The sequence below is a fragment of the Butyrivibrio hungatei genome (assembly GCF_001858005.1).
GTDB lineage: Bacteria > Bacillota > Clostridia > Lachnospirales > Lachnospiraceae > Butyrivibrio > Butyrivibrio hungatei.
Genome location: NZ_CP017831.1, coordinates 146985 through 172092, shown reverse-complemented (window position 1 = coordinate 172092; position 25108 = coordinate 146985). Strand labels below are relative to the sequence as shown.

Sequence of the window (25108 nt, the reverse complement as noted above, 5' to 3'; positions counted from 1 at the left end):
AATGGAAGCAATGAATATCGCAGCCATAAGTACTATGGTCGCAACTAGACTTCGCGTACGGAATCGCTCCTGTGCACGTTTCCACATATATGTGCTCTCCGGATACGAAAAAACAACTGTTGCTTATATTAATATACCATATTGCGTTAATTCACTTTATTAAATTATAGTAAACAGTTCATTAAACTAAAGAGTGCTCCTCTTTCCGAGAAGCACTCTTTTTCACGTTTTTATAAATTTGTATAACCCATAAGGTACTCATCAACCTCTTTTGCACAGGCTTTACCCTCTGCAATTGCCCATACAACAAGGGACTGACCTCTATGCATATCTCCTGCACTGAATATCTTGGTATTTGGAATATGATAACTGTCTATTTCAGTCACAACAGTTCCTCTCTGACTGGTCTTAAGAGAAAAAGCTTCTGCTGAATAGTCTTCACAGCCAATAAATCCTGCTGCAATAAGGAGAATATCGCATTTAAGAGTCTTTTCTGTTCCTGCTATCTGAACAAGTTTTCCACCCTTAAATCCTACTTTCACTGTCTCGATCTGCTTGATATTACCCTTCTTGTCAGTAGTTACGCTCTTTACAGTGGTCTCATAAACTCTTGGGTCAGATCCAAATACGTGGATAGCCTCTTCATGGCCATAATCTGTCTTTAAGACCTTTGGCCACTCAGGCCATGGATTATTTGCTGCTCTTTCTACAGGAGGCTTTGGCATCATCTCAAGGGCTGTAACTGACTTTGCTCCCATTCTGATGACAGTTCCGATACAGTCGTTACCAGTATCACCACCACCGACGATGACGACGTTTTTGCCTGCTGCATCTATATATCCGCCTTCTTCCTTAAGAGCTTCTACTGTTCTATCCTCTGCCTTCATAAGAGCTTTTGTAGTCTTTGTAAGGAAATCTACTGCGTAATATACGCCCTTTATACTATCTGGATCTGCCACCGGAAGTGGTCTTGCCTTCTTGGCACCGCAGCATAGCACTACTGCGTCAAATTTGCTCAAAAGAGCTGTGGTCTCTTCCTTGGTGATGTTCGCACCAGTATGGAATAATACTCCTTCTGCTTCCATGAGTTTTCTTCTGCGCTTTATAACGCTCTTATCAAGCTTCATATTTGGAATTCCATACATGAGAAGACCGCCGACTTCATCTTCTCTTTCAAAAACTTCTACGTAATGTCCTCTGTGATTTAAGTCATCTGCTACTGCAAGTCCTGAAGGTCCTGCTCCTATGACAGCAACTTTTTTGCCGCTTCTGATAGTTGGTATCAAAGGTTTGATATAACCCTTTGCAAAGGCTGTCTCTACCAGATACAGCTCGTTGTCATGAACCGTTACTGCATCGCCATTTTGTCCGCACATGCAGGCTTTCTCACAAAGAGCCGGGCACACCCTTCCTGTAAACTCAGGAAAGTTACTGGTTTTGTGAAGTCTGTCAAAAGCGTGCTTCTCATGGCCTTTATAGATCTCATCGTTCCACTCAGGAATCAGGTTATGAAGAGGGCAACCTGTTACCATGCCCCCAAGATTCATAGCTGACTGGCAGAATGGAACACCGCAGTTCATGCATCTTGCTGCCTGCTTTCTGCGTGATTCTGTATCAAGAGGTGTATGGAATTCCTCAAAGTTGAGAATCCTCTCCTCTGGTGGTACATCTTTATTATTTGTTCTTGTATACTCAAGAAATCCTGTTTCTTTTCCCATTTTCAATCTCCTATCTAATTCTCAGATGAATGTTTACGTTTATCATGTAAGTTCTTTGAATGCTTCAAGGACAGCGTGATCGTGATCAATGCCCTGTTCCTCATACTTTCCTATGGCCGTAAGCATCTTCTGATAATCATTTGGAACGATCTTCTTGAAATCAGGAATGAAATTTTCAAAATCATTCAGGATCTCTTTGCCAAATTCTGAATCTGTTTCTTTTACATAGTCTTCGATAATGCTTCGAAGTTCTGCTATATCATACTTCTCAGTCACTTCATAGAGTGAAGCCATATCCTTGTTCATTCTAAGGTAGAGAGTATGCTCTCTATCAAGGACATAGGCTATACCTCCGCTCATGCCGGCAGCAAAGTTCTTGCCTGTCATACCAAGGATTACAGCTCGTCCACCAGTCATGTATTCAAGGCCGTGGTCACCGCAGCCTTCTGCCACTGCAACAGCACCTGAGTTTCTAACACAGAATCTTTCGCCTGCAACACCGCACACATATGCTTTTCCGGCTGTAGCACCATATAAAGCCACATTACCGATTATGATATTGTCATGTGCCCTATAAGTAGCCTTGTCAGACGGTCTTACGATTACCTTGCCTCCTGAAAGTCCTTTTCCAAAGCCATCATTTGCATCGCCGTAGAGCTTTAAAGTTACGCCCTTTGGAAGGAATGCACCAAAGGACTGACCACCGCCGCCGTTGGCCTCCACAAGGATTGAATCATCTGAAAGCTTATTTTCATAGTCTGCAGTTACTCTGCTGCCAAGAAGGGTACCAAAGCTTCTGTCAGTGCTTGAAATATCAACCTTCATTCTGATTTGTTTGTTACCAAGATTCTTTTTGCTCTTTTCGTATTCAGGAATGAGCACTCTTGAATCAAGGGTCTTTTCAAGCTCAAAATTATAAATATCCTTTGGATCAAAATGATTATTTGTTGCCCCTGCATATCTTGAATCAAGGATCCTTTTAAGATCTGCTGCGTTCTTTCTCTGGCTTACACTTGCAGATGCTTCATCATAGCTTCTCATCTGAAGTCTGTCTGTATGACCTACCATCTCTTCTACAGTTCTAAATCCAAGCTCGCTCATGATCTCACGAAGCTGTCTTGCTACGAAGAGCATGAAGTTCATTACGTGTTCTGGCTTACCTTTAAATCTCTTTCTGAGCTCCTCGTTCTGAGTTGCGATACCAAACGGGCATGTATCCTTGGAACATACTCTCATCATCATGCAGCCCATAGTTACCAGTGGAGCTGTTGCAAAGCCAAATTCCTCAGCACCAAGGAGCGCTGCAATGGCAACGTCTCTACCTGTCATGAGCTTACCATCTGTCTCCAGAACAACGCGACTTCTAAGACCATTATCCAAAAGAGACTGATGAGCTTCGCTTACACCAAGTTCCCATGGAAGTCCTGCGTGATGAACTGAGGATGAAGGAGCAGCGCCTGTTCCTCCGTCATAGCCTGACACAAGGATTACCTGTGCTCCTGCCTTGGCTACACCAGAAGCTATAGTTCCAACTCCTGCTTCTGAAACCAATTTAACTGAGATCCTTGCCTTGTCATTGGCGTTTTTGAGATCGTAAATGAGCTGTGCAAGATCTTCAATTGAATAGATATCATGATGAGGAGGTGGCGAAATCAGGGCTACACCTGGAGTTGAGAATCTTGTTGCTGCAACCCAAGGGTATACCTTCTTGCCAGGAAGATGTCCACCTTCACCAGGCTTAGCACCCTGCGCCATCTTGATCTGTATTTCCTTTGCACTTAAGAGGTACTGACTGCTAACGCCAAATCTACCTGAAGCAACCTGCTTAACTGCACTGTTTCTCTCAGTTCCAAATCGTGCTTTGTCCTCGCCGCCTTCACCAGTGTTGGACTTGCCTCCAAGTCTGTTCATGGCAATAGCAAGGGTCTCATGGGCCTCCTGAGAAAGAGATCCATAGGACATGGCACCTGTCTGGAAGCGCTTTACGATCTCCTCTTCCCTCTCAACTTCCTCAAGTGGTACCGGCTTTTTGGCTGGTACAAAGGACAAAAGAGCTCTGAGTGTATGAGGTCTGTCCTCGTCATCCACCATCTGTGTATATTCCTTGAATCTCTCGTAGTCGCCCTCTCTGACTGCTCTCTGGAGAGTTACGATGGTCTTTGGATTATACATATGGTCTTCCTTGTCATCACCACTTCTTAAATTGTGGAAGCCAAAGGAATCAAGAGTTGAATCAGTAGAAAGACCAAGTGGATCAAAGGCCTGATTATGTCTAAACTCTACATCCTCTCCAATCTCGGTTATTCCGATACCGCCTACCCTGCTGGTGGTTCCTGTAAAGTACTTGTCCACAAGCTCTTTTGACAGACCGATTGCCTCAAATATCCTTGCTGACTGGTAGGACTGAAGGGTTGAAATACCCATCTTGGCTGCAATCTTAACAACGCCACCAAGAAGAGCTTTATTATAATCTGCAATAGCAGTGTGGTAGTCTTTATCAAGTATTCCGATATCGATGAGCTCTGCAATGCACTCCTGCGCCAGGTAAGGGTGGATAGCTCGCGCACCAAAACCAAGAAGTGTAGCGATCTGATGAACGTCTCTTGGCTCACCACTTTCAAGAATGAGTGATACTGCCGTGCGCTGCTTGGTCCTTACAAGATGCTGCTCCACAGAAGATACAGCAAGAAGTGAAGGAATAGGCATATGGTTCTCATCTACTCCCCTGTCTGAGAGGATTATGATGTTCACTCCATCGGCAACTGCTCTGTCTACAGAAACATCCAGCTGCTCTAAGGCTCTTTCAACAGGAGTATTCTTGTAGTACAAAAGAGATATCTTCTGAACCTTGAAGCCTGGCTGATCAAGATTTTCAATCTTCATGAGATCAACGCCAGTAAGGATTGGGCTGTTTACTTCAAGAACCTTACAGTTATCGCTTTTTTCCTTCAAAAGATTTCCATCAGAACCGATGTAAACAGTTGTATCTGTTACAACCTTCTCTCGAAGTGAGTCTATAGGCGGATTTGTAACCTGTGCAAAGAGCTGCTTGAAATAGCAGAAAAGTGGCTGATGATGCTGAGAGAGCATAGCCAGTGGCACGTCAGTTCCCATGGATACTGTAGGCTCGATACCAGTTGTAGCCATAGGCATGATCTGAGTCTTCACATCCTCGTAGGAGTAGCCAAAAACTTTGTAGAGTTTGTCGCGCATTTCCTGAGTATGTGTTGGGATCTTTTTATTTGGAATACTGAGTTTATGAAGATGTAGCAGGTATCTGTCGAGCCACTCACCATAAGGCTTTGACTTGGCATACTTTTCCTTGCACTCTTCATCTGAGATGATGCGTCCTTCCTTGGTGTTTACAAGGAGCATGTGACCTGGTGAAAGACGTGATTTCTTTTCAATGATCTCTTCTGGAATATCAAGAACGCCAACTTCTGACGACAGGATAAGCCTGCCATCCTTGGTAACGTAATATCTTGATGGACGCAGTCCATTTCTATCAAGGGTAGCACCAAAGAGTTCTCCATCTGTGAAAAGAACTGCCGCAGGGCCATCCCATGGCTCCATCATTGTTGCATAGTAATGGTAAAAATCTTTTCTGCTCTGATCCATGAAGTCGTTGTGCTTCCAGGGCTCCGGGATAGTGAGCATCATTGCAAGCGGAAGATCCATTCCGTTCATGTATAGAAACTCCAGGGTGTTATCGAGCATCGCTGAATCTGAGCCTGATGATGCGATAACGGGATAAACCTTACCCAGGTCGTCACCCAAAATGTCTGACGACATGGTCTCTTCTCTGGCAAGCATTCTATCGCTGTTACCACGGATAGTGTTGATCTCACCGTTGTGGGCGATCATACGATATGGATGAGCACGCTGCCACGAAGGTGTTGTATTAGTAGAGAAGCGGCTATGAACCATGGCAATAGCAGTTACATAATCTGGTGAAAGAAGATCCTCATAGAAATTACGTAACTGTCCTACTAAGAACATGCCCTTGTAAACGATGGTTCTGGATGAAAAAGAGCAAATATATGTATCTTCTGATGACTTCTCGTACTCTCTTCTAAGGCAGTAGAGACGTCTATCAAAGTCGATTCCTTTTTCTACGTCAGCAGGTCTTTCAATGAAGCACTGACTGATATGTGGCATGCAATTAACAGCCACTTCACCAAGGATCTCGGGATGCGTCTCTACATCTCTCCATCCCAGTACTTTAAGACCTTCTTTTTCTGCAATGACTTCAAGCATTCTTTTTGCAAACATGCGCTTCATGTCATCCTGTGGAAAAAAGAACATACCAATGCCGTAGTCACCGGCTTTCTTTAATTTGATGCCGTTTTTGGCTGCTTCTTTTGAAAAGAATTTGTGAGAAATCTGAACAAGGATTCCTACACCGTCTCCGACTTTACCTGTTGCATCTTTACCTGCGCGATGCTCTAGTTTCTCAACAATGGAAAGAGCATCGTCAAGAACTTTATTATCAGGTTTGCCGTTTATATTTATGACCGCACCTATACCGCAGGCATCTTTTTCATTGAACCATGTTTCCATTTTGGGCTTCCTTCCTGTATCTATTGCTTTTTATCTTAGAGAGAAAAGCATCTGACCGTATGTTGGGTATGAGAGGTATTTCTCTGGGATGAGGGCTTCAGCTTTGTCTGCGTACTTTCTGAGTTCGTCCATGTCTGCAAGGACTGTTCTCTGATAGAACTCTGCTGTGTCGAGGGCCTCGGTCTTACCTTCTGCAGTCTTGGTATCTTCAGCGAGTTTAGCGAGAGCTTTGCCAATCTCTACGCTTGCTTCGTCGAGAGACTTAAGGATACCGATCTCAAGTGAACCAGCGCCGTCGCCAAGAAGTGCTTTCTTCTGTGATGCTTCTTTTACAAGATCCTTCTCATAAGCTACGATGCCTTCTGTAAGGTCTTTGCGTACCATCTCCTGCATTGTGAGAGCTTCGATATGGATTGACTTTGAGTAGTTCTCAAGGAGGATCTCATATCTTGACTGAATCTCTTCCTTTGTGAAGATTCCGTGCTTTGTGAAGAGAGCGATTGACTCGTCTGAGATCCAGAACGGCATTGCATCTGGAAGAGACTTGAGGTTTGGAAGGCCTCTCTTTTCAGCTTCTTCAACCCACTCATCTGTATATCCGTTTCCATTAAAGAGTACTCTCTTGTGCTCAAGGAGTGTCTCTTTCAGAACTTCCATAACCTTCTCTTTGAGCTCTGATCCGCTGTAGCCCTTGAGCTTCTCATAGAGCTTTGAAACTTCTTCTGCAACTGCTGTGTTGAGAACGATGTTTGCGTTTGCTACTGATACTGCTGAACCAGGCATACGGAACTCGAACTTATTACCTGTGAAGGCAAATGGTGATGTTCTGTTTCTATCTGTGTTGTCCTTAGTGAAGTGTGGAAGTACTGTAGCTCCCATTGTCATCTGAACTTTACCAGTACTCTGATATGCTGAGCCAGCCTCTACACCCTTAAGAACTTCTGCCAGCTCATCACCAACGAAGATTGAGATGATTGCTGGAGGTGCCTCGTTGCCGCCAAGTCTATGATCGTTACCAGCAGATGCTACTGAGAGTCTGAGGATTGGTGCATACTCATCTACTGCTGCAATAACTGCCATAAGGAATACGAGGAATGGGATGTTCTCGCCAGGGTTCTTGCCTGGATCTAAGAGATTCATTCCTGTATCTGTGCAAACTGACCAGTTGTTGTGCTTACCAGAACCATTGATTCCTTCGAATGGCTTCTCGTGAAGGAGGCAAGCAAAGTTGTGCTTGTCAGCAACTTTTTTCATGACTTCCATTGTGAGCTGGTTGTGATCTACTGCGATGTTTGCTGTCTCAAATACTGGAGCGAGCTCATGCTGTGATGGAGCAACTTCGTTGTGCTTGGTCTTTGCTGGAATACCGAGCTTCCAAAGTTCTTCATCAAGATCATGCATGTATGCTGAAACCTTTGGCTTGATAACACCAAAGTAGTGATCTTCCATTTCCTGACCCTTTGTTGCTGGTGCTCCAAGAAGAGTTCTTCCTGTGAAAAGAAGGTCTTTTCTTGCTTTATAGTAATCTTTGTCAATGAGGAAATATTCCTGCTCTGAACCGATTGTTGTGCTTACTCTTGTAACATCCTTGTATCCAAGGTGGTGAAGGAGCTTAACAGCCTCAGTTGAAAGAGCCTCCATCGATCTCAAGAGAGGTGTCTTTTTATCAAGTGCTTCTCCGCCATATGAGCAGAATGCTGTTGGAATATAAAGTGATCCGTCTTTGATGAATGCTGGTGATGAAGGATCCCATGCTGTATAACCTCTTGCTTCGAAGGTTGCACGAAGTCCGCCTGATGGGAAGCTTGATGCATCAGGTTCGCCCTTTACGAGCTCTTTTCCTGAAAACTCCATGATAACTCCGCCATCATCTGTAGGTGAAATGAAACTGTCATGCTTCTCAGCTGTGAGGCCTGTCATTGGCTGGAACCAATGTGTAAAGTGTGTAGCACCATTTTCTACAGCCCATTCTTTCATGGTTGCTGCAACGCAGTTAGCTACGTCAAGTTCAAGGTGTGAACCTTTCTCAATTGTCTTTTTTACTGCCTTGTAAATATCTTTTGGAAGGCGCTCCCTCATGATTCTGTCGTTAAATACGAGGCATCCGAATTCCTCTGTAAGTTTGCTTGCTTCTATCATTTTTTCTCCTCCTTAATGGGTTAAAAATTTACTGAATTATTACTCACCAGACGCCCCATAATTTGAAAGAACTCTTGCGGAAGGATCGTTAACATTGCATCCCTTCCAGCTCTTATTGGGCATCCAGAAATCTATTACCATATCCGACTGACCTGGATAATATTTTTCAAAGGTTTCTCTATATAGAAGTGATTCCTTTGTAAATGGCTTTGCATGTGTGTATTTCTTTCTCAAGGTCTCATACTCTGCGTAAGTGTACTTGGCATCTGCGTAGTCCATGAGGTCATCTCTGAGGGAATGTCCCACCGCATCTGAGAAAGCTGCTTTTTCTCTCATGAGGATTGAGTGTGGAATGAACTGATCCTTTTCAAAAGCCTTGCGGAGAAGGAACTTTCCAATTCCGTAGGTGTTTAACTTTTTCTCTGGATCTATACTCATTACATAGTTCACAAAATCCAGATCTCCGAAAGGAACTCTTGCTTCGAGAGAGTTTACGCTGATACATCTGTCCGCTCTTAAAACGTCATACATGTGGATTTCGCGGATTCTCTTTTGAGCCTCCTCCTGGAAAGCTTGGGCACTTGGTGCAAAGTCTGTGTATTTATAACCAAAGAGCTCGTCTGAGATCTCACCGGTGAGAACTACCTTGATGTCTGTGTTCTCATGGATCCACTTGCAGAGAAGATACATTCCAATGGATGCTCTGATAGTTGTGATGTCGTAGGTTCCAAGGGCGTGTATCACTGGCTCTATGGCGTTTATGACATCTTCTTTGGTTATGATCACTTCGTGGTGGTTGCTATGAATGTACTCTGCTACTTCTCTTGCATACTTAAGATCAATAGCGTCGATATCCATTCCAATAGCAAAGGTTTCAAGTGGCTTGTCTGAAAGGCTTGCTGCTACGCCGCAGACTAAAGATGAATCAAGTCCGCCAGATAAAAGAAATCCAACTGGCGCATCTGCATCAAGTCTTTTCTTGATACCGTTTAATAGCTTGTCGTGAATCTTATCTGTTATAGTCTCAAGGTCATCTACCGATACCTCTTTTACCTCGGTCATATCCTTGTAGCAGACAAACTCACCATCTTCGTAATAATGTCCTGGAGGGAAAGGCATGATCTTGTCTGTAACTTCCACCAGGTTCTTTGGTTCTGATGCAAAAACTATATAGCCTTCGCTGTCATATCCGTAGTAGAGAGGTCTGATTCCTATTGGATCCCTGGCTGCTACGAATTTCTTTTTCTCCCCGTCATAGATAACGCAGGCAAATTCCGCATCGAGAAGACTGAACATTTTTGTTCCAAGTTTTTCATACAGAGGAAGCAGTATCTCGCAATCGCTGTCGCTTTTGAAACTGTATCCGAGAGAAACAAGGTAATTTCGAAGATCTTTGAAGCCATAAAGCTCGCCGTTACAAATGACGGTGTTCTTTCCATAATTAAATGGCTGCATTCCTGATTCATTAAGGCCCATGATGGAAAGGCGATTAAAGCCCATCCATCCGCCTTCGACTTTTTGTATCCTGGACATGTCTGGTCCGCGGGATACAGTCCTGGAAAGCATTTCTTCAAAGAATTCTTCTCGGACCGATTCTCTTGCGTATGTAAGTATTGCGCACATACCGTTTCCTCCTGTTTTAGTATTTTTTACTCTACATCTGCTAAGGCTGCAGCACCTTCCTCACCGGTTCTGATCTTTACTACGTTGTCGAGAGAGTAAACGAAGATCTTGCCGTCACCAATATGTCCGGTGTAAAGAGTTTTCTTGGCTGCTTCTATAACGTCTTCAACCGGAATCTTGCTAACAACAACTTCCAGTTTAATTTTAGGAAGGAGAGTGGCATCCATCTCGACTCCACGATACATTTCGCCAGAACCTTTCTGGACGCCACAACCCATAACTTGAGTGACAGTCATTCCGGTTACACCAAGCTCGTTCATAGCACGTCTGAGCTTGTCATAGCGGGACAACTTAGCGATAATAACAACTTTATGTATTCCAGACTCTGTATGCACTGGTGCTGTAACTACAGGCACTGAAGCGTGCTTCTGGATCTCTGAAGCCTCTTCGTAATCACTTACGCCGAGGTCTGTATTTTCATTAACTGACATATTCAGAGTGTTTGAAACATCCATGATGGCAAATCCTGAATATGCTGATGCAAGACCGTGTTCTGTTGAGTCAAGACCAAGGATCTCTTCCTCTTCTGAAACACGAAGCCCTATAACTTTTTTGATAACAAAGAATGTGATCGTGATGGTTACTGCTGTCCAAGCTGCAACTACGATGAAACCAAGGAGCTGGATTCCGAGAAGCTTGAAACCACCGCCGTAGAAAAGACCTACTAAAATGTTTCCTTCTGAATCAGCAAGTGAATATCCAGGAGCAGAAGGTGTAGCAAAAAGACCAACTGCGATTGTTCCCCAAATACCGTTTAAGCAGTGAACTGCAACGGCACCAACAGGATCATCAACATGAAGTTTGTAATCAAGGAACCATACACCAAAGCAAACAAGTAAACCAGCTACGATACCGATCACGATAGCGCCGAATGCATCTGTAACATCGCAAGGAGCTGTGATAGCAACAAGACCTGCAAGTGAAGCATTGAGACACATTGAAACATCAGGCTTACCATACTTGATCCATGTGAAGATCATGCATGTTACTGTTGCAAGCGCTGGAGCGATTGTTGTTGTTACAAATACTGAGCCGAGCTGTTCAATTGATGTACATGCCGCTCCGTTAAAGCCGTACCAGCCAAGCCAGAGGATGAATACACCAAGAGCTGCTGCTACAAGATTGTGACCAGGGAAAGCATTAACTTTTGTAACCTTGCCATCCTTGTCTCTTTCAAATTTACCGATACGAGCTCCGAGCATTGCTGCACCGATGAGAGCTGAGATACCACCTACCATGTGGATACATGTTGATCCAGCAAAATCGTGGAAACCGATCTGTGCAAGGAATCCGCCGCCCCATGTCCAGTGAGCTTCGATAGGATAAATGATTGCTGAGATAACTGCCGAGTACACACAATATGATAAAAATTTAGTTCTCTCAGCCATTGATCCTGAAACAATTGTTGCTGTTGTAGCACAGAAGACTAAGTTAAATACGAAATTTGACCAGTCGAAGTTTGCATAATCTGTAAAGATATCAAATCCTGGTCTTCCGATGAAGCCTGCAAGATCTTCCCCAAGAAGAAGGCCAAAACCAATAAGAATAAATACTACTGTTCCAATACAGAAATCCATGAGGTTCTTCATGATGATGTTTCCTGTATTCTTGGCTCTTGTAAAGCCAGCCTCACACATTGCAAATCCAGCCTGCATCCAGAATACAAGAGCAGCACCAATCAAAAACCAAACGCCAAAAACACTTGAGTCGATAGCACTTAAGATTTCCTCACTCATACTTTTTCTCCTCTCCATTATTTGCGACTCTACGCAAAAAGCGATGCAACGGCACACTACAAGCTTTTGTAGTATGATGCCCCATTGCATCGCTTAAATATCAGACAATATGAAATTATATTTTGCATTTAGAATACTTGTATACACTTTTAGGTATACTCCGCGGAAGTAGTACCCTAAAATGCAGAAAGCGCCTTAGAGAGTAATCTCTAAGACGCCTTTGTCTTTATGAGTATGAATTTTAATCTAACAAAAAACACATGTCAAGCATTTTTGTATACAATTTTTCAATTTTAGTAATTAAGTACTTCTGACCTATCGATTATACGGTCTAATGTCTGACTAGCTTCTCTTAGATGGTACATGTCTTCTACCTTTTCGTAAGCTCTTATTACATAGGCTGAGTCGCCAAGTTCAGACTGGCCTACAGGATCTGAACTTACCATGCCATAAGTTAGCTCTCCATTTTCTGTATAAGATGTACCAGAAAAGCTAATAGTAAATAAAACTTCAGTATCATCAATAAGACCTTCAGTATCAGAGATTACTGATTTAAATACAAGGTATGAACTAGTGACTTTGCCCACATCCTCATCTTTGTCATGTTTCATGATATATGCTCCATAGTACTCTGGCGCTGTATACTTGATATTGTCTTCCATCTCATTTTCCATATACTGATCGATAGTAGCTACACCTACTGCTTTCATATCTTCAAAGGATGGATCTTTTTCCAAATCAGCTACCTTAGTAAGCGGTGTATAGTTACCGTACTTTTCCATTCCATCACCAGCTTCTTGCGTATATCCTGGAGTGGTAGACGCTCCTTCCTTGATGAACATGCTTGTCATGAGTCTCTCTTCATCTATTTCGTATTTGGCAACATAATCAAAATATTCAAGACCCTTTTTGTCTGCGCAGCCATAGGTATGCTCATCAACAGGACAAACATTTCCATATCTTGCATAGAAGCATAAGGTTCCCTCTGTCTTGTCTGTAGAATTGACTTCACATCTGCTTCCTGTTGTTGTGTACACATATAGTATCTGGTTAGAATTTCCAGTAGTTTTACTTTCTACATGCTGGAAATAATATCCTTCATACTTGAGATCCCCATCTATCTCATATGTGTTGTTTGTCTCCTCTAAATACTGCTGAATAATATTCAGACTATCTTCCTTAAATTCCTCTTTAACCTCATCTGGAATCTCACTGTACGATTTAACAAGGTAGTCAAGGCCTGGAATCTTTGCATCTTTATCGTAATGAACCCCACTTTTATTGTCTTTAGCCTTATCTTCTTCACCAGAATCAGCCTGGCTTTCCACATCAGCTCCTGAATCTGCTGTAACCGAAGACTCAGAGCCAGTTGTGTTTTCTGATGATGCATTGTCCCCGCAGGCTACAAGGCCTGTAAACATGGCTGCAATAAGGCAGCTTACTAATACTCTTTTCATTTTTTCTCTTCCCTTTTATTTGCTTGAATCAATTAGTTAACCTTAAGTGACTCTGACAGATCAATTACAGCTTCATGGAGTTCTCCATCGTCATAGAGCCTGAATATCTTGTCAATGCTGTCACTTGCGCGAACTTCGTATGCTGAATCTCCCAGATACATATTTCCATATGGTTTGTCACAGCTACTGTGATAAAGCAGTTCTCCATCCACAGTAAAGCATGTATCATCGAAACCTTCGTCAAAATATAGTTCTGTGGCCTCGCAAAGGCCATCATCATCGGAGAATACAAGCTTATAAATAATGTGGGTCTCTGTGCGTTCTTTTTTATCTTCATTATCATATTTTCTGATGAAGCTACCAACATACTCAGGCTCTGTATAGTGGATATTTTCTACAAAATTTTCAGCCATGTATTTATCGATGTTCTGAGCGCCTACCTGCTTCATTGTCTCGAAAAATGGCGCTTTCTCCAGGTCTACAACCTTAGTTACTGCTTTATATTCACCATATCTTTCAAAACCATCAAAAGCCTCATCTACATATCCATTTTTCTTTTGATCTACCATGTTTGTGTAATAATATGTCAACATCTGTGATCTGCTATATGCAAACTCAGCATTTATGTTTTTGTTTTCATAAATGCATACTTCTGAGCATCCATAGGTCTTTTCATCTAACGGGCAAATATAAACCATATCTACATAGAAGCTGATGTCCATTTCCTTTTTTTCTCCGGAAATTTCATCAAGCTTTGTTCCAGTTGTGGAAAAGAACATGAACAGATCGCTTGATTTACCGCCTTCTGGAGTATCATTTACCTGCCAAATGATTCCTTCATAGTTAAGATCGCCAACATTTTCGTAAATAGATGAGTTTTCCTCAATAAACTTTTTTAACTGCGCCTCACCATATTCCTTCATGCCGTTTCTGACTTCATCTGAAATATCATTGTAATCAATGATCATTTTGTCGTAGTTAAGCTCGCTTGACTGACCTACAAATCCAGATCCGCCCTTATTATCCTTAGTTTTTTCTCCGTTATCTGTATCAGCCTGATCTTCTGCATTTGCATCTGAATCTGATGTTGTAACTGTTTCTGAGCCGTTTGTACCATCTGTTGTGGCTCCGTTATTTCCGCAGGCTACAAGGCCTGTAAACATGGCTGCAATAAGGCAGCTTACTAATACTCTTTTCATAATTTATCCTCTTTCCTTTTAGTTGCAATCGTAGGTGCTTCCGCCATAGAACAGATGGGTTGTCTTATCGCCATCTGAAGTGATGTATACGTACGTCCAATCTCTGCTTATTTTCCAACCTTCATAGTAGATGCTGTCATTTACTGAATCCATCTCTATATCGTATCTAAAGAATTTTCCGTCCTTGCTGTAATAAAGCATTTCATTGTCATAATCAAAAGCAAAGTTTGCGATATCGCTCTCCTGATTATAGTCAACGCCTGAATCTATGAGCTTAACTTCTTTTTCATCTGCATTTAAGAAGTACACGTTTCCATCTTCTGTATATACAAACATGAATCCTCCGCCGTAATCTGAGCAGAAATCTACAACCTTCTCTTTATCAAATAAGATGAAGTTTTCAATGTTTAGTTCACCAGTCTCTTCATTTACACCGTTGTACTGATCGATCCAGAGCACGCCATCTTTGACATAGAGAATTGCTGAGTAACATCCGCATGGATAGTAATATGCTTTGTCTTCACCCATCTTGCGATTTGGCTGAGTGAGCTCGCTTTCTTTGGTAGCTCCGAAGTAGGTAGCACCATTTTTGTCTGTTAAAAGACATGATGTTGCAGAAGCGTATACTCTGTGACCATTGTGATAACCATATGCTGAAACATTTCCGTGATACTCAAGCTTAGCAATTCCAGTTGATAAAAGGGGCTCTGCCTTTTCATATGAAGGATTGAATCCATACACATTGTCACCATCAAGGATATAAAGTTCGCCGTCGTCAAAAGCATAGAACTCATCCATATTTCCTGTGTAGATCATCTTTGTCTCGATCTTGCTCTTATCCTGATGATCCTGAGATACGTAGTAGAGCTCTTTTTTATCCTGGTCATAATATGCATAGTCATAAATATCAAGGAACACTGGAATCATGTTTCCTTCAGCAACTTCAGTCTCATAGATCTTGAAATCGCCCTTTTGAATTGTCTCTTCTTTGGTGTATGCGAGGATAAGAGTTCTTTTGCCGCCAACTTCCTTGGTGTAAAGGAACTTGATGTCATCATAGCTTGGGCTGTAGAAATTGATACCTGCTGTATCAACTACAACATCAGAGGCAACGAGCTGTTCTTCTTCATAAATAGAATTTATGTAGTAAAGGTCTCCAACTGTTCCATCTGCGCTTGTAGGGATCATGTATGTTGCGTCATCGTAAACACATGAGGCATTCACAGACTTTTCATTTAACATAATAGGATCATCTGTCCACTGGTTAAAAAGATAATTCTTGCCATCTGCAGTAATGACACAGCTTCTGAATTCATCATTCTCTATTCTGGTCACGTTCTTATCCGTGAATGTAATTGGATCCTGACCTATATGCAGCATCTTGGCAAATGGAGCATAATACTTGTTATCTTCAGTAAAGAAGATAAAATCGTTGCTGCCAGTTGTATAAGAATACATTCCACTACCAACACGTAAGCTAAAATACTCTACGTGCTCTGGGCCTGTTTCTTCCTCTGGCTCTTCTGTGTTTTCTGCTACCTGTGAGGTATTTGATGCTGAGCTATTTGAAGCTTCTGCTGCAGCAGCAGACTCGTTGCTTTCACTACTCTGCTCTGTTGTCTGAGCAGCTCTTTCTTTATGTGCTTTAGTTGCCATTTTAACTATGTCTGGTGTAAGTAATGCTCCAATGATGACTATAGCCACAATGATTCCAACCAGTTTTTTGTTGCCACCTTTAGGTCCAACCATTTGCGTCTCTCTCCTTAAAAAATGATATGTAACAAAAATGCTGGACTCCCCTTGGTGGGAAATCCAGCAATGCACTTATATATTTAGTTGATCAAACAAATTACATATATTTATTGATAAGGTCATCAACAACAGGAAGCTTGATTGTTCCCTGATTAAGTGCCTTGTAGATAAGGCCAAGGAATACAAGGTCCTTTAAGATTGAAATAACTCCCTTGATATCTGAGAATACATCGTTGATGAACTCAAAACGGACATTACCACCAAATGTGTTGATCACGTTTGCCACCCAGTTAATAGCGTCTGGTACAAGTCCGATAACTGCTGTTACAAAGCTGAATGCTACTAATGTAGCAACAGCCTTAACTGCTGACTTCTTGAGCCACTCGTTTGCCTCAAAAAGAAGTACATATCCTAAAATAATGATGGAAGACATATATCCACCAAATAAAGCTGCTGCAAAAACTAATGCTCCAAATAGACCTACTGATATTCCTAGTTTTGTCTTTTCCATATCTATCAGTTCTCCTTTACCTTTGTTCCACATGCTGTGCAGAATACATCGTCCTTAGTAAGTTCTGCTCCGCACTTAGGGCACTTTGATACACCCTTGATGTCCACGATCTTCTGCTTGTACTCTTCGATCTTAGCCATAGAATCCTTGATAAGTGAAAACTGGTTTCCATAACACTCCTCGAAATTCTCAAGATGACTCTCATAGTACATCTTTCCAATCTCTGTATAAGCGTTTGTGATTCTGTGCTCCTCGTCAGAGATGTTTGAATTGAGCTTTGCTACGTCAGCAAAGTCCTTTGTCTTTGCGATTGCTTCCTGACTAGCGGAAGAAATCTTTTTACCAACTTCATCAAAAAAACTCATCCCTTTTTTCCCCTTTTCAAAACATATTTTTTATAAGCGCATTCTTTACAAATTATTACATTATCGTTAACATTTGTCAATTATTTGACAGAATATTTTTTGATTATTTTTCTTCTGTATCAAGCATTACAAAAAAGCCGATAATCAGTAAAACCGCTGACGAAATAATGCTTTTGATTCCATAATGGGATGAGATGGTTGCGCCTACACCTGCTCCAATTGCAAAGAGGAAAATGATTCCATAATAATGAAATGCTTTAATCAGTGACTCTTTGTTTCGTTCTCTGAAATATATTGAGAGACTTTCTGTTCCACTTCTTAAATTCCCAATGCACATGGTCGTGGCATATGCATAGCCATGGAGTTTCCTGAAAGCCTGAACCTGCATAGCACAGGCAAAAGAAACAAGTACATTAGCAATTACATTGTGCGTAAGGGGAACAAACGCCACAACAGCCAAGATAAATGCTTCTATCAAAAGAACTATCTGCCTCCAGTGAATCTTTTTACTGTGCTTGAATCTGTGGCCTATCTGCTCTGAGGCTACAATTCCCAGTGCAAAAGCCAAAACTGGAAGAAGATATCTAAAACTACTTGCCCAGTCTTTATTAATTACTCCCTGGCTCATGAGGACTATATTACCTGTCTGCGCGTTAGCAAATACCTTATCTCTTAAAACATAAGTATATGCATCCTGAAAGCCTCCTGATACAGAGAGTATGGCTCCTAGCAAAAATGAGTCTGATCTCTGATATTTTTTGTTGTTAAATGAATAGATTCCCATGTTTCTCCCCTTACCATCATTTTGATGGTAAAAATAGCTGTTTTTACCATTAAAATGATGGTTTATATCTTTTATACAAATACTTTCTTGCGCCATCTTCCTTTCATATATCTGATAACGCATCCAATACCGGTGATAGCCCATGTGAGGCCGTTTGTGTACCAGCATCCCCAGAGTCCAACTCCAGGAATCGCCATTAAGATAGCGGCAAAACCAATACGTCCTGCAACTTCTATTATTCCATTTATAAGTGCAAAAGCAGCATCGCCTACACCGTTTAACATTCCTCTAAATACATGGATAAGTCCCAATGTGAAGTAGAACACGCTTGTAATTCTAAGTCCCTGTGCTCCGATCCTGATGGCTTCAGGATTAGGCGTGAAGAATCTGATAATATTTTCTCCAAAGGCAAACATGACAGCTACCATAATAAGGCTGAAGGCTGCAATTATCATGACACTCTTGATACAGCCGCTCTTAACTCTATCGAGCTTCTTGGCTCCAGCGTTCTGTCCAGCAAATGTGGAAACCGCAACACCAAGTGAACCAAAAGGCTGCTGAACAAGCTGTTCAATTCGTCCAGTAGCTGTATAGGCTGCCATAACATCACTTCCAAAGCTGTTAACGACTCTTTGAAGCGCTACGCAAGAGAATGCAATAAGCGCGTTCTGTAGAGCAAGTGGGATACCCAGCCTTATAGCTTTGTCTATGATATTAGTATCGAGTTCCTTGTGAATAGGTTGTAGCTGTAGATATGGATTCTTTTTTACCCCCACAACAATGGAACCGATCATAGCAATTGTCTGGGAAAAGACTGTTGCTATGGCTGCACCTGCAACTCCCATATGTAAACCTACTACTGTTACAAGATCTAGAACAATATTGATAATACAGGCAACTACCAGGAAGATCAGCGGTGTCTTGCTATCACCCAGAGCTCTTAATATCGAAGATATCATGTTATATGCAGCAACGAGGAAGGTTGCTCCACAGACTATCCTCATGTAAAGAAGAGCATCTGCCATACACTCAGATGGAGTATCCATGAGCATCAGTATAGGTCTTGCAAAGACAACGCTGACTATACTCATTAAGATTCCTGCTACCAGAGTGATATATATTGAATTACCGACTATTTTTCTTACGTATTCGTCCTTACCTGCTCCGAAATTCTGAGATATCATGATTCCCACGCCGGATCCCATTCCAAGACACAGCGAAAAGAATAGGAAGTTAACGCTTCCTACCGCGCCAATTGAAGGAAGACCATATTCCCCACCGAACTGACCTACTATTACAGTATCTGCCAAGTTGTAAAACTGCTGGAACAAATTACCTAAGAGCATAGGTATAGTGAATTTAACAAGAAGCACAAGTTCATTGCCGCTTGTCATATCTGTGACGTATTTCTTTCCCATAAAAATCCTTCCCTAGAGTATGACAAATTGAATCTCTTAGTCTCACTCTAGCATGGTTAATGACAAAAGAAAATAGAAGATTTATATATAAATATGGCAAAAGTTGAAGGTCTTCTTGATATTGAGAATTATTACAGATAAAGTATTATAAGACGTTTCTTATTATATTTTGAAGGTTATTCAGATGGCAAAAAGTTTTATTGAAGTTAATACGATTGATACACCGGAATTATCCGTATACCATGAATATTCCGAAAATCAACTATATCACATAAATGAACCTGACCTTGGTATTTTTATCGCCGAGAGTCCAAAGGTTATCACAAGGGCTTTGGATGCTGGCTATGAGCCTATTTCTCTTTTGCTAGAAAAAGATCAGACAGAAAAAGAGGCAGCTGAAGTCATTGAACGTTGTAGCAGCTCTTTTGACGTGCCCGTATTTGTGGCAGAGTCTTCAGTCCTGACTGGTATCACAGGATTTCACCTAACTCGCGGCGTTCTGTGTGCTATGAAGAGAAAAGAGCTGCCTTCTGTAGCAGATGTGTGCACAGGAGCAAGGCGCGTTGCAGTTCTTGAAAATGTCACCAATCCAACTAACATAGGAGCAATCGTAAGGAGCGCTGCTGCCCTTTCTATGGATGCAGTTCTTTTCACAAGTGGATGTTCTGATCCACTGTATAGAAGGGCTGCAAGAGTCAGCATGGGTACTATATTCCAGGTGCCTTGGACATTCCTTCCTAAAGACGCCGAGTTCGAAAGCCTTAAGAAATGCGGATTTAAGACTGTTGCTATGGCTCTTAGAAATGATACTAAAGACATTGATGACCCTGAGCTTCACTCCTGTGAGAAGCTTGCAGTATTCCTTGGTGCCGAAGGAGATGGACTTTTACCTGAAACAATAAGCGCCTGCGACTACTGCGTCAAGATTCCTATGTCCCATGGGGTGGATTCTCTTAACGTTGCGGCCGCAAGCGCTGTAGCTTTCTGGGAATTATCCAGAAAATGATATTACTTCTTTTTACTATTTAATTTGTCTGCGATTTCCTGCTGGAGCTTGCCAATGGCCTTCACGATTGGATTCTCTTCATCAAAGGTGTGAACATAGCCGTGGAGAGATTTGGCCTTTTGCTGAAGGGTCTTGGAGTGGCTCCATACATATATTTCTGAGAAGCCTTTTCCGTTCTTGGCTTCCTGTATGAGATTTGCTGCGGCGCTGTTTCCATCAAAGGCTACTACCATAGATGGGCGGCGCTCAAATATTTCATAGTTAAAGCTCTTGTAAATGCCCATTCCCTGGGCTTCTGTAGATACTCTTACCTGAACTCCACTGCTTTTTATCTTATCTGCTTCTTTTTTGGTAATAAGGGCAGGCACAACTGCATATATCCTGAAACCTTTATCATTATGATCCAAAAGATATTTCTCATAGCCCGCAAACTTATGGCCTATTACAAAGCAGGCATCTTCTGGGCTCAAATAATCAAGAAGGGCATCCAGCTGCTCTTTTCCCTTGGCAGTTATCTTGGTTGACCTGTTCTCTGTGTTAAAGCTTCCTCCAAGGAGTACCACCGGAAGCCTATCCCAGGTTATCTCGCTTATCTGCTCTTTTAGTTCCTGATTGGCATCAATCTTGGGGTCACCTTTATCAAGGCGCTTAGAGATTTTAACCGCCTTCATCTTCTCAAGGAGGACTTCTTCTAGGTCTCTTCCTGCAAGGAGCTGTGTAAAGGCTGCCTTCTTGTCAGAGTACGCCTTTTGGCTCTCTTCAATTATCTTGGTCTCTGCATCCTTCATAAGCTTTAAATCCGCTTCTGAAAGAGAGAGCATCTTTTCAAGAGAGAGCTCTTCATCTATGGAGTTTGTGCCGTAGAGAGCTGCTCCATCTGTTCCCTGAACGCACATGATTCCTTGCTTTAGGTACTGCTTCAGAGGGTGGTGCTCAAGGGAGTTAAGATTATTTAATCTAACATTACTTGTAATCTGGAACTCCAGAACTACGTTGTTTTCTTTGAGCTGCTTTAGTACTTCGCGGCCTTTCTTGGAAGTTGGACTGTATGTATAAAGGCCATGTCCAAGGCGCATTCTTGGCATCTTCTGGCCAGGTGCCAAAGAGTCTTTTACACAGGCGATACTGTGAGCGATGTTGTCCTTCTGGCTATCGTTCTCTCCAGCATGGACGCGGATCACAAAGCTTGGGTCCTTACTGGCAATCTTCACGATCTCCTTGAAGGCTGGCTTTAAGGTAATAATGTCATTTATCTCTTCACCTACGAAGTCGCAGCCTGCAACATATGGATCAAGTGCTGTAGCCTTTAATACCTCAAGATTTTGCTCCAGGTAATTGGCTGGAGTTACTGCGTCTTTGACAATAGTAAGTGGAATCCTTCGCATTGCCGCAAGGAACCTGAGCATTACGCCTGTCTCCTGGTAGATCTCAGGCATTACCTCATGAACCTGTCTTAGCATTTCAAGGGATTCATATTTTTTTACAAGGGTTGTGTCACTGATCTCAGCGTAGTAAACGCCTTGTTTTTTGTAGTTACGGGCTATCCAAAGGAGCTTATCCTGGAAGATAGTATTTCCACAGTACGCTGGATTTTCTTTATCCTTTAGCATCTGCTTTAAGGCTCTTTTGACATCCTCATCTGGAATCTGATCAATTCGCTGGAGCTCTATCTTGTCTTCACTTTCCTTGCCTTTGCAAAAGACATATCTATATAGGTAGACTTTCTCAAGGTTTGTAAAAACCGCCTGACCGTCCTTAATGACTGCAAGGGAGCCGCGGATCTTGACGATGTTCATCTCTGCATTATCGAGGTTATTGAGTATAAGGTCAGCAAAGTTAATAAAGGTGTTGTCGTTGATCCTTCTATCCAGGTATTTGCCCTGAAGCCCTGATGATATGAACTGCCTTGCAACCTTCTCACGCTGAGCATTTACTTTTTCCCATTGAGCGTCTGTAAGCTTGATATCAAGCTTTTTTACATAATATAAAGGATATCTGATCTGATGATAGATTCCGAGGGCAATGAGTATATCTCCTGGAAGATTTCCGTTCATATGAGTATGAAGATCGCCGCGGAATTTGAGGTCCTTACGGACATAGGTCTTGAAGATTGTCTTGTCCAGATCAAGCCTAAAGTCTTTGGTCTGGCTCATAAGTGTCTTGGCAATTGCTGGTATTCCGGCCTTCACATCAACACTTCCATCTGGATAGATGCTTGCAACCTCAGTCTCTCCGAGCCTGAAGCTATAACTCTCTTCGTTGTTGCCATCTATGTAGCATGGGACTTCGCCTTTGATGATGAACTTGCCTTCTACGTCTTGAGATAATGGCACCTTACATGCTTTAGCCAAATTACGGATCAAGTTCCCAGTTGCATGGTTTGGCGTTGATAGAATAAAGAACAGCTTATCAAGATCCTTATACAGATCAACTATTATATCCTTCTCATTATCTAAGAAAAAACATGTGAAATATGTCATACATTTGCCCTCAAAAAAACACTCTACACTTGTAATAAGCATAGAGTGTTTAGGAAGTTTTTGCAAATTTGAATTACAATACCTTTGATAAGAAGTCCTGAAGTCTCTTACTCTGAGGGTTCTCGAAGAATTCCTTTGGTGTGTTCTCTTCAAGAATGTTTCCTTCGTCTACGAAGAGGACTTTTGTAGCAACTTCTTTGGCAAAGCCCATTTCATGAGTTACTACTACCATGGTCATGCCTTCATCAGCAAGCTTTTTCATAACATCGAGAACTTCGCCTACCATCTCTGGGTCAAGAGCTGAAGTTGGCTCATCAAAGAGGATAACTTCTGGATTCATGCAGAGTGAACGAACAATAGCGATACGCTGTTTCTGTCCACCTGATAGAGAAGCCGGATAAACATCTGCCTTATCAAGAAGGTTAACTCTTTCAAGGAGCTGTTTTGCCTTCTCTTTGGCCTCCGACTCTGTCATGATTCCCAGCTTAACAGGAGCAAGTATGATATTTTGCATAACAGTGAGGTTATTGAAGAGATTGAAATTCTGGAAAACCATTCCCATACGCTCTCTAACTTCATTGATGTTGACTTTACGGTCTGTAATATCAACTCCATCAAAGATTACCTGACCTGATGTAGGTCTTTCCATGAGGTTAAGGCATCTAAGGAAAGTACTCTTTCCTGAACCTGAAGGTCCAACGATTACAATCTTTTCGCCTTTGTTTATTTCATAATTGATACCTTTCAGAACCTTGGTTACGGTCCCATCAGTATTCTTAAATTCTTTACACAGATTTTTAACGGTGATCACTTACGCGCATCCTCCTTTCAAGTTTTCCAAGGAAAGTAGAGAGGAGCTTGATTATCACAAAGTAGATAACTGCTACCCCAATGAGAGGCATAAATGCGTCATAAGTCCTTGATGCAATCTGGTTTGCAACACGAGTAAGGTCCGTAAGGCTAACATATCCGACGATCGCTGTTTCTTTTATCAGAGTGATGAACTCATTACCAAGTGGTGGAATGATGTTCTTGACTGCCTGAGGGAGGACGATATAGCGCATAGTAGCAGCCTTAGAAAGACCAAGACTGCGTCCTGCCTCCATCTGTCCCTTATCAACAGCCATAATACCGCCACGGACGATCTCCGCAACATATGCACCGGAATTGATACCAAATGAAAGAGATGCTACCAAGATTCCGTTGTTGGAAGATGCCATAATGATGAACCACATAATGAGAAGCTGCAATACGCTAGGTGTTCCTCTAATAACATCAATATAGATCGTGGCAATATAATTGAATATCGTTGGCTTGCCCTCTTCTGTAGTAGAGAGCTTCATAAGTGCCAATATCGTTCCAATTATGATACCAAGAATACCTGCAAAAAGAGCTATTTCAAGCGTGATTCCAAGGCCTGAGATATAAAGTTTCCAGCGGTCGCTTTCTATGAAAGCGGCAATAAAACGTTCCTTAACTGTCATGTGTTTCTAATTACTCCTCAATGTACTGTGCAACAAGCTTGTCGTAAGTACCATCTTTCTTTAATTCTGCAATAGCATTGTTGATCTTGTCAGCAAGCTCTGTATTTCCCTTAGGCAGGGCAATCGCATAGAATTCTGGCTCAAAGTCAAAATCTGTTCCTGGAAGAACATCTACTGAATCAGCAAACTGTGTTCCGAATACTTCAGCAGGGTTCTTGTCTACAATAACGCAGTCAACACGTCCATTATTAAGGTCGTTTACTGCATCGATAGCTTTATTATAAGCTGATACTTCTGCGCCTTCAATCTCGTCAGCGATGAACTCACCTGTCGTTCCAAGCTGAACACCGATCTTGAGATTCTTGAGGTCATCTGCGCTCTTGATTGATGAGCCCTTTGGAACGATAACTGCCTGAACAGCTTCATAATATGGCTCTGAGAAATCAACAGTTTTCTGTCTCTCTTCTGTAACTGTCATACCAGCAATAGCTACGTCAATCTTGCCACCGATAGATGATACAAGAGAATCGAACTCCATATCCTGAATCTTAACATCCATTCCAATCTTCTCACCGATTGCCTTGATAAGTGCTACATCAAATCCATCAGGATTTCCATCATCACCGATATACTCAAATGGTGGGAATGCTGCGTTTGTTCCTACTACAAGTGTTCCATTTGACTTAGCGCTTCCGCATCCTACAAGTGAAAGAGCTACTAACATCATTATTAGTACTAAAGATAATACCTTATTTTTCATAATAACCTCCTGTTTTATGCAAATTAATGTATATTTATGCAACTTTTATGTATAAT

General features: G+C 41.9%; 17 protein-coding genes. 1 reads left to right on the top strand and 16 read right to left on the bottom strand.

Annotated features, from left to right (window positions below):
* Positions 1-230: 230 nt before the first annotated feature.
* The 12 genes from bhn_RS01210 to bhn_RS01155 all read right to left on the bottom strand — a co-directional run bounded on the left by bhn_RS01210 (position 231) and on the right by bhn_RS01155 (position 19322).
* Positions 231-1718 carry a glutamate synthase subunit beta gene (locus bhn_RS01210; protein ID WP_071174992.1) on the bottom strand — a complete coding sequence of 496 codons (1488 nt, stop codon included), beginning with the start codon at positions 1716-1718 and terminating at the stop codon, positions 231-233.
* A 42-nt stretch (positions 1719-1760) separates the two neighbouring features.
* On the bottom strand, positions 1761-6278 hold the full coding sequence (gene gltB / locus bhn_RS01205) for a glutamate synthase large subunit (protein ID WP_071174991.1): 4518 nt from the start codon (positions 6276-6278) through the stop codon (positions 1761-1763).
* Positions 6279-6308: 30 nt separating this feature from the next.
* Positions 6309-8417 (bottom strand): glutamine synthetase III family protein, encoded by a 2109-nt coding sequence (locus bhn_RS01200; RefSeq protein WP_071174990.1) that lies wholly within the window; start codon positions 8415-8417, stop codon positions 6309-6311.
* 39 nt (positions 8418-8456) lie between these two features.
* Entirely contained in the window at positions 8457-10040 is a 1584-nt protein-coding gene (asnB, locus tag bhn_RS01195; RefSeq protein ID WP_071174989.1) for an asparagine synthase B, read from the bottom strand.
* A gap of 26 nt (positions 10041-10066) precedes the next feature.
* Positions 10067-11836 carry an ammonium transporter gene (locus bhn_RS01190; RefSeq protein WP_071174988.1) on the bottom strand — a complete coding sequence of 590 codons (1770 nt, stop codon included), beginning with the start codon at positions 11834-11836 and terminating at the stop codon, positions 10067-10069.
* Between the two features lie 293 nt (positions 11837-12129).
* Positions 12130-13293 carry a hypothetical protein gene (locus bhn_RS01185; protein ID WP_071174987.1) on the bottom strand — a complete coding sequence of 388 codons (1164 nt, stop codon included), beginning with the start codon at positions 13291-13293 and terminating at the stop codon, positions 12130-12132.
* A 32-nt stretch (positions 13294-13325) separates the two neighbouring features.
* Entirely contained in the window at positions 13326-14492 is a 1167-nt protein-coding gene (locus tag bhn_RS01180; protein WP_071174986.1) for a hypothetical protein, read from the bottom strand.
* Positions 14493-14510: 18 nt separating this feature from the next.
* On the bottom strand, positions 14511-16241 hold the full coding sequence (locus tag bhn_RS01175; protein ID WP_071174985.1) for a hypothetical protein: 1731 nt from the start codon (positions 16239-16241) through the stop codon (positions 14511-14513).
* A gap of 100 nt (positions 16242-16341) precedes the next feature.
* Positions 16342-16755, bottom strand: a complete 414-nt coding sequence (locus bhn_RS01170) for a hypothetical protein (RefSeq protein ID WP_071174984.1) — start codon at positions 16753-16755, stop codon at positions 16342-16344.
* 5 nt (positions 16756-16760) lie between these two features.
* A complete protein-coding gene (locus bhn_RS01165; protein WP_071174983.1) occupies positions 16761-17120 on the bottom strand; it encodes a zinc ribbon domain-containing protein in 360 nt (119 codons plus the stop codon).
* Positions 17121-17223: 103 nt separating this feature from the next.
* Positions 17224-17904, bottom strand: coding sequence for a YoaK family protein (locus bhn_RS01160; RefSeq protein ID WP_071174982.1), 681 nt, complete (start codon positions 17902-17904; stop codon positions 17224-17226).
* Between the two features lie 71 nt (positions 17905-17975).
* Complete coding sequence (locus bhn_RS01155) at positions 17976-19322, bottom strand: MATE family efflux transporter (RefSeq protein ID WP_071174981.1); 1347 nt, start codon at positions 19320-19322, stop codon at positions 17976-17978.
* A gap of 184 nt (positions 19323-19506) precedes the next feature.
* Here bhn_RS01155 and bhn_RS01150 point away from each other — a divergent pair, with 184 nt between their 5' ends.
* Positions 19507-20328 (top strand): TrmH family RNA methyltransferase, encoded by an 822-nt coding sequence (locus bhn_RS01150; RefSeq protein ID WP_071174980.1) that lies wholly within the window; start codon positions 19507-19509, stop codon positions 20326-20328.
* 2 nt (positions 20329-20330) lie between these two features.
* On the opposite strand, the gene bhn_RS01145 is transcribed toward bhn_RS01150, so the two are convergent.
* From bhn_RS01145 to bhn_RS01130, 4 genes are all read right to left on the bottom strand, one after another.
* The gene (locus bhn_RS01145) at positions 20331-22808 is read right to left on the bottom strand and encodes an amidohydrolase family protein (RefSeq protein ID WP_071174979.1); all 2478 of its coding nucleotides are present in this window, start codon (positions 22806-22808) and stop codon (positions 20331-20333) included.
* 73 nt (positions 22809-22881) lie between these two features.
* Complete coding sequence (locus tag bhn_RS01140) at positions 22882-23619, bottom strand: amino acid ABC transporter ATP-binding protein (RefSeq protein WP_071174978.1); 738 nt, start codon at positions 23617-23619, stop codon at positions 22882-22884.
* Positions 23606-24292, bottom strand: a complete 687-nt coding sequence (locus bhn_RS01135; protein WP_071174977.1) for an amino acid ABC transporter permease — start codon at positions 24290-24292, stop codon at positions 23606-23608. Before bhn_RS01135 ends, bhn_RS01140 begins: the two co-directional genes overlap by 14 nt.
* A gap of 10 nt (positions 24293-24302) precedes the next feature.
* Positions 24303-25052 carry a basic amino acid ABC transporter substrate-binding protein gene (locus bhn_RS01130; RefSeq protein WP_071174976.1) on the bottom strand — a complete coding sequence of 250 codons (750 nt, stop codon included), beginning with the start codon at positions 25050-25052 and terminating at the stop codon, positions 24303-24305.
* Between the last annotated feature and the right edge of the window lie 56 nt (positions 25053-25108).

What these genes read in the sequence shown, in the direction of transcription:
- bhn_RS01160 (WP_071174982.1), bottom strand. Translation starts at nt 17,904, where the DNA reads ATGGGAATCTATTCATTTAACAACAAAAAATATCAGAGATCAGACTCA.
- bhn_RS01130 (WP_071174976.1), bottom strand. Translation starts at nt 25,052, where the DNA reads ATGAAAAATAAGGTATTATCTTTAGTACTAATAATGATGTTAGTAGCT.
- bhn_RS01180 (WP_071174986.1), bottom strand. Translation starts at nt 14,492, where the DNA reads ATGAAAAGAGTATTAGTAAGCTGCCTTATTGCAGCCATGTTTACAGGC.
- bhn_RS01145 (WP_071174979.1), bottom strand. Translation starts at nt 22,808, where the DNA reads ATGACATATTTCACATGTTTTTTCTTAGATAATGAGAAGGATATAATA.
- bhn_RS01165 (WP_071174983.1), bottom strand. Translation starts at nt 17,120, where the DNA reads ATGAGTTTTTTTGATGAAGTTGGTAAAAAGATTTCTTCCGCTAGTCAG.
- bhn_RS01185 (WP_071174987.1), bottom strand. Translation starts at nt 13,293, where the DNA reads ATGAAAAGAGTATTAGTAAGCTGCCTTATTGCAGCCATGTTTACAGGC.
- bhn_RS01200 (WP_071174990.1), bottom strand. Translation starts at nt 8,417, where the DNA reads ATGATAGAAGCAAGCAAACTTACAGAGGAATTCGGATGCCTCGTATTT.
- bhn_RS01175 (WP_071174985.1), bottom strand. Translation starts at nt 16,241, where the DNA reads ATGGTTGGACCTAAAGGTGGCAACAAAAAACTGGTTGGAATCATTGTG.
- gltB (WP_071174991.1), bottom strand. Translation starts at nt 6,278, where the DNA reads ATGGAAACATGGTTCAATGAAAAAGATGCCTGCGGTATAGGTGCGGTC.
- bhn_RS01190 (WP_071174988.1), bottom strand. Translation starts at nt 11,836, where the DNA reads ATGAGTGAGGAAATCTTAAGTGCTATCGACTCAAGTGTTTTTGGCGTT.
- bhn_RS01150 (WP_071174980.1), top strand. Translation starts at nt 19,507, where the DNA reads ATGGCAAAAAGTTTTATTGAAGTTAATACGATTGATACACCGGAATTA.
- asnB (WP_071174989.1), bottom strand. Translation starts at nt 10,040, where the DNA reads ATGTGCGCAATACTTACATACGCAAGAGAATCGGTCCGAGAAGAATTC.
- bhn_RS01210 (WP_071174992.1), bottom strand. Translation starts at nt 1,718, where the DNA reads ATGGGAAAAGAAACAGGATTTCTTGAGTATACAAGAACAAATAATAAA.
- bhn_RS01135 (WP_071174977.1), bottom strand. Translation starts at nt 24,292, where the DNA reads ATGACAGTTAAGGAACGTTTTATTGCCGCTTTCATAGAAAGCGACCGC.
- bhn_RS01155 (WP_071174981.1), bottom strand. Translation starts at nt 19,322, where the DNA reads ATGGGAAAGAAATACGTCACAGATATGACAAGCGGCAATGAACTTGTG.
- bhn_RS01170 (WP_071174984.1), bottom strand. Translation starts at nt 16,755, where the DNA reads ATGGAAAAGACAAAACTAGGAATATCAGTAGGTCTATTTGGAGCATTA.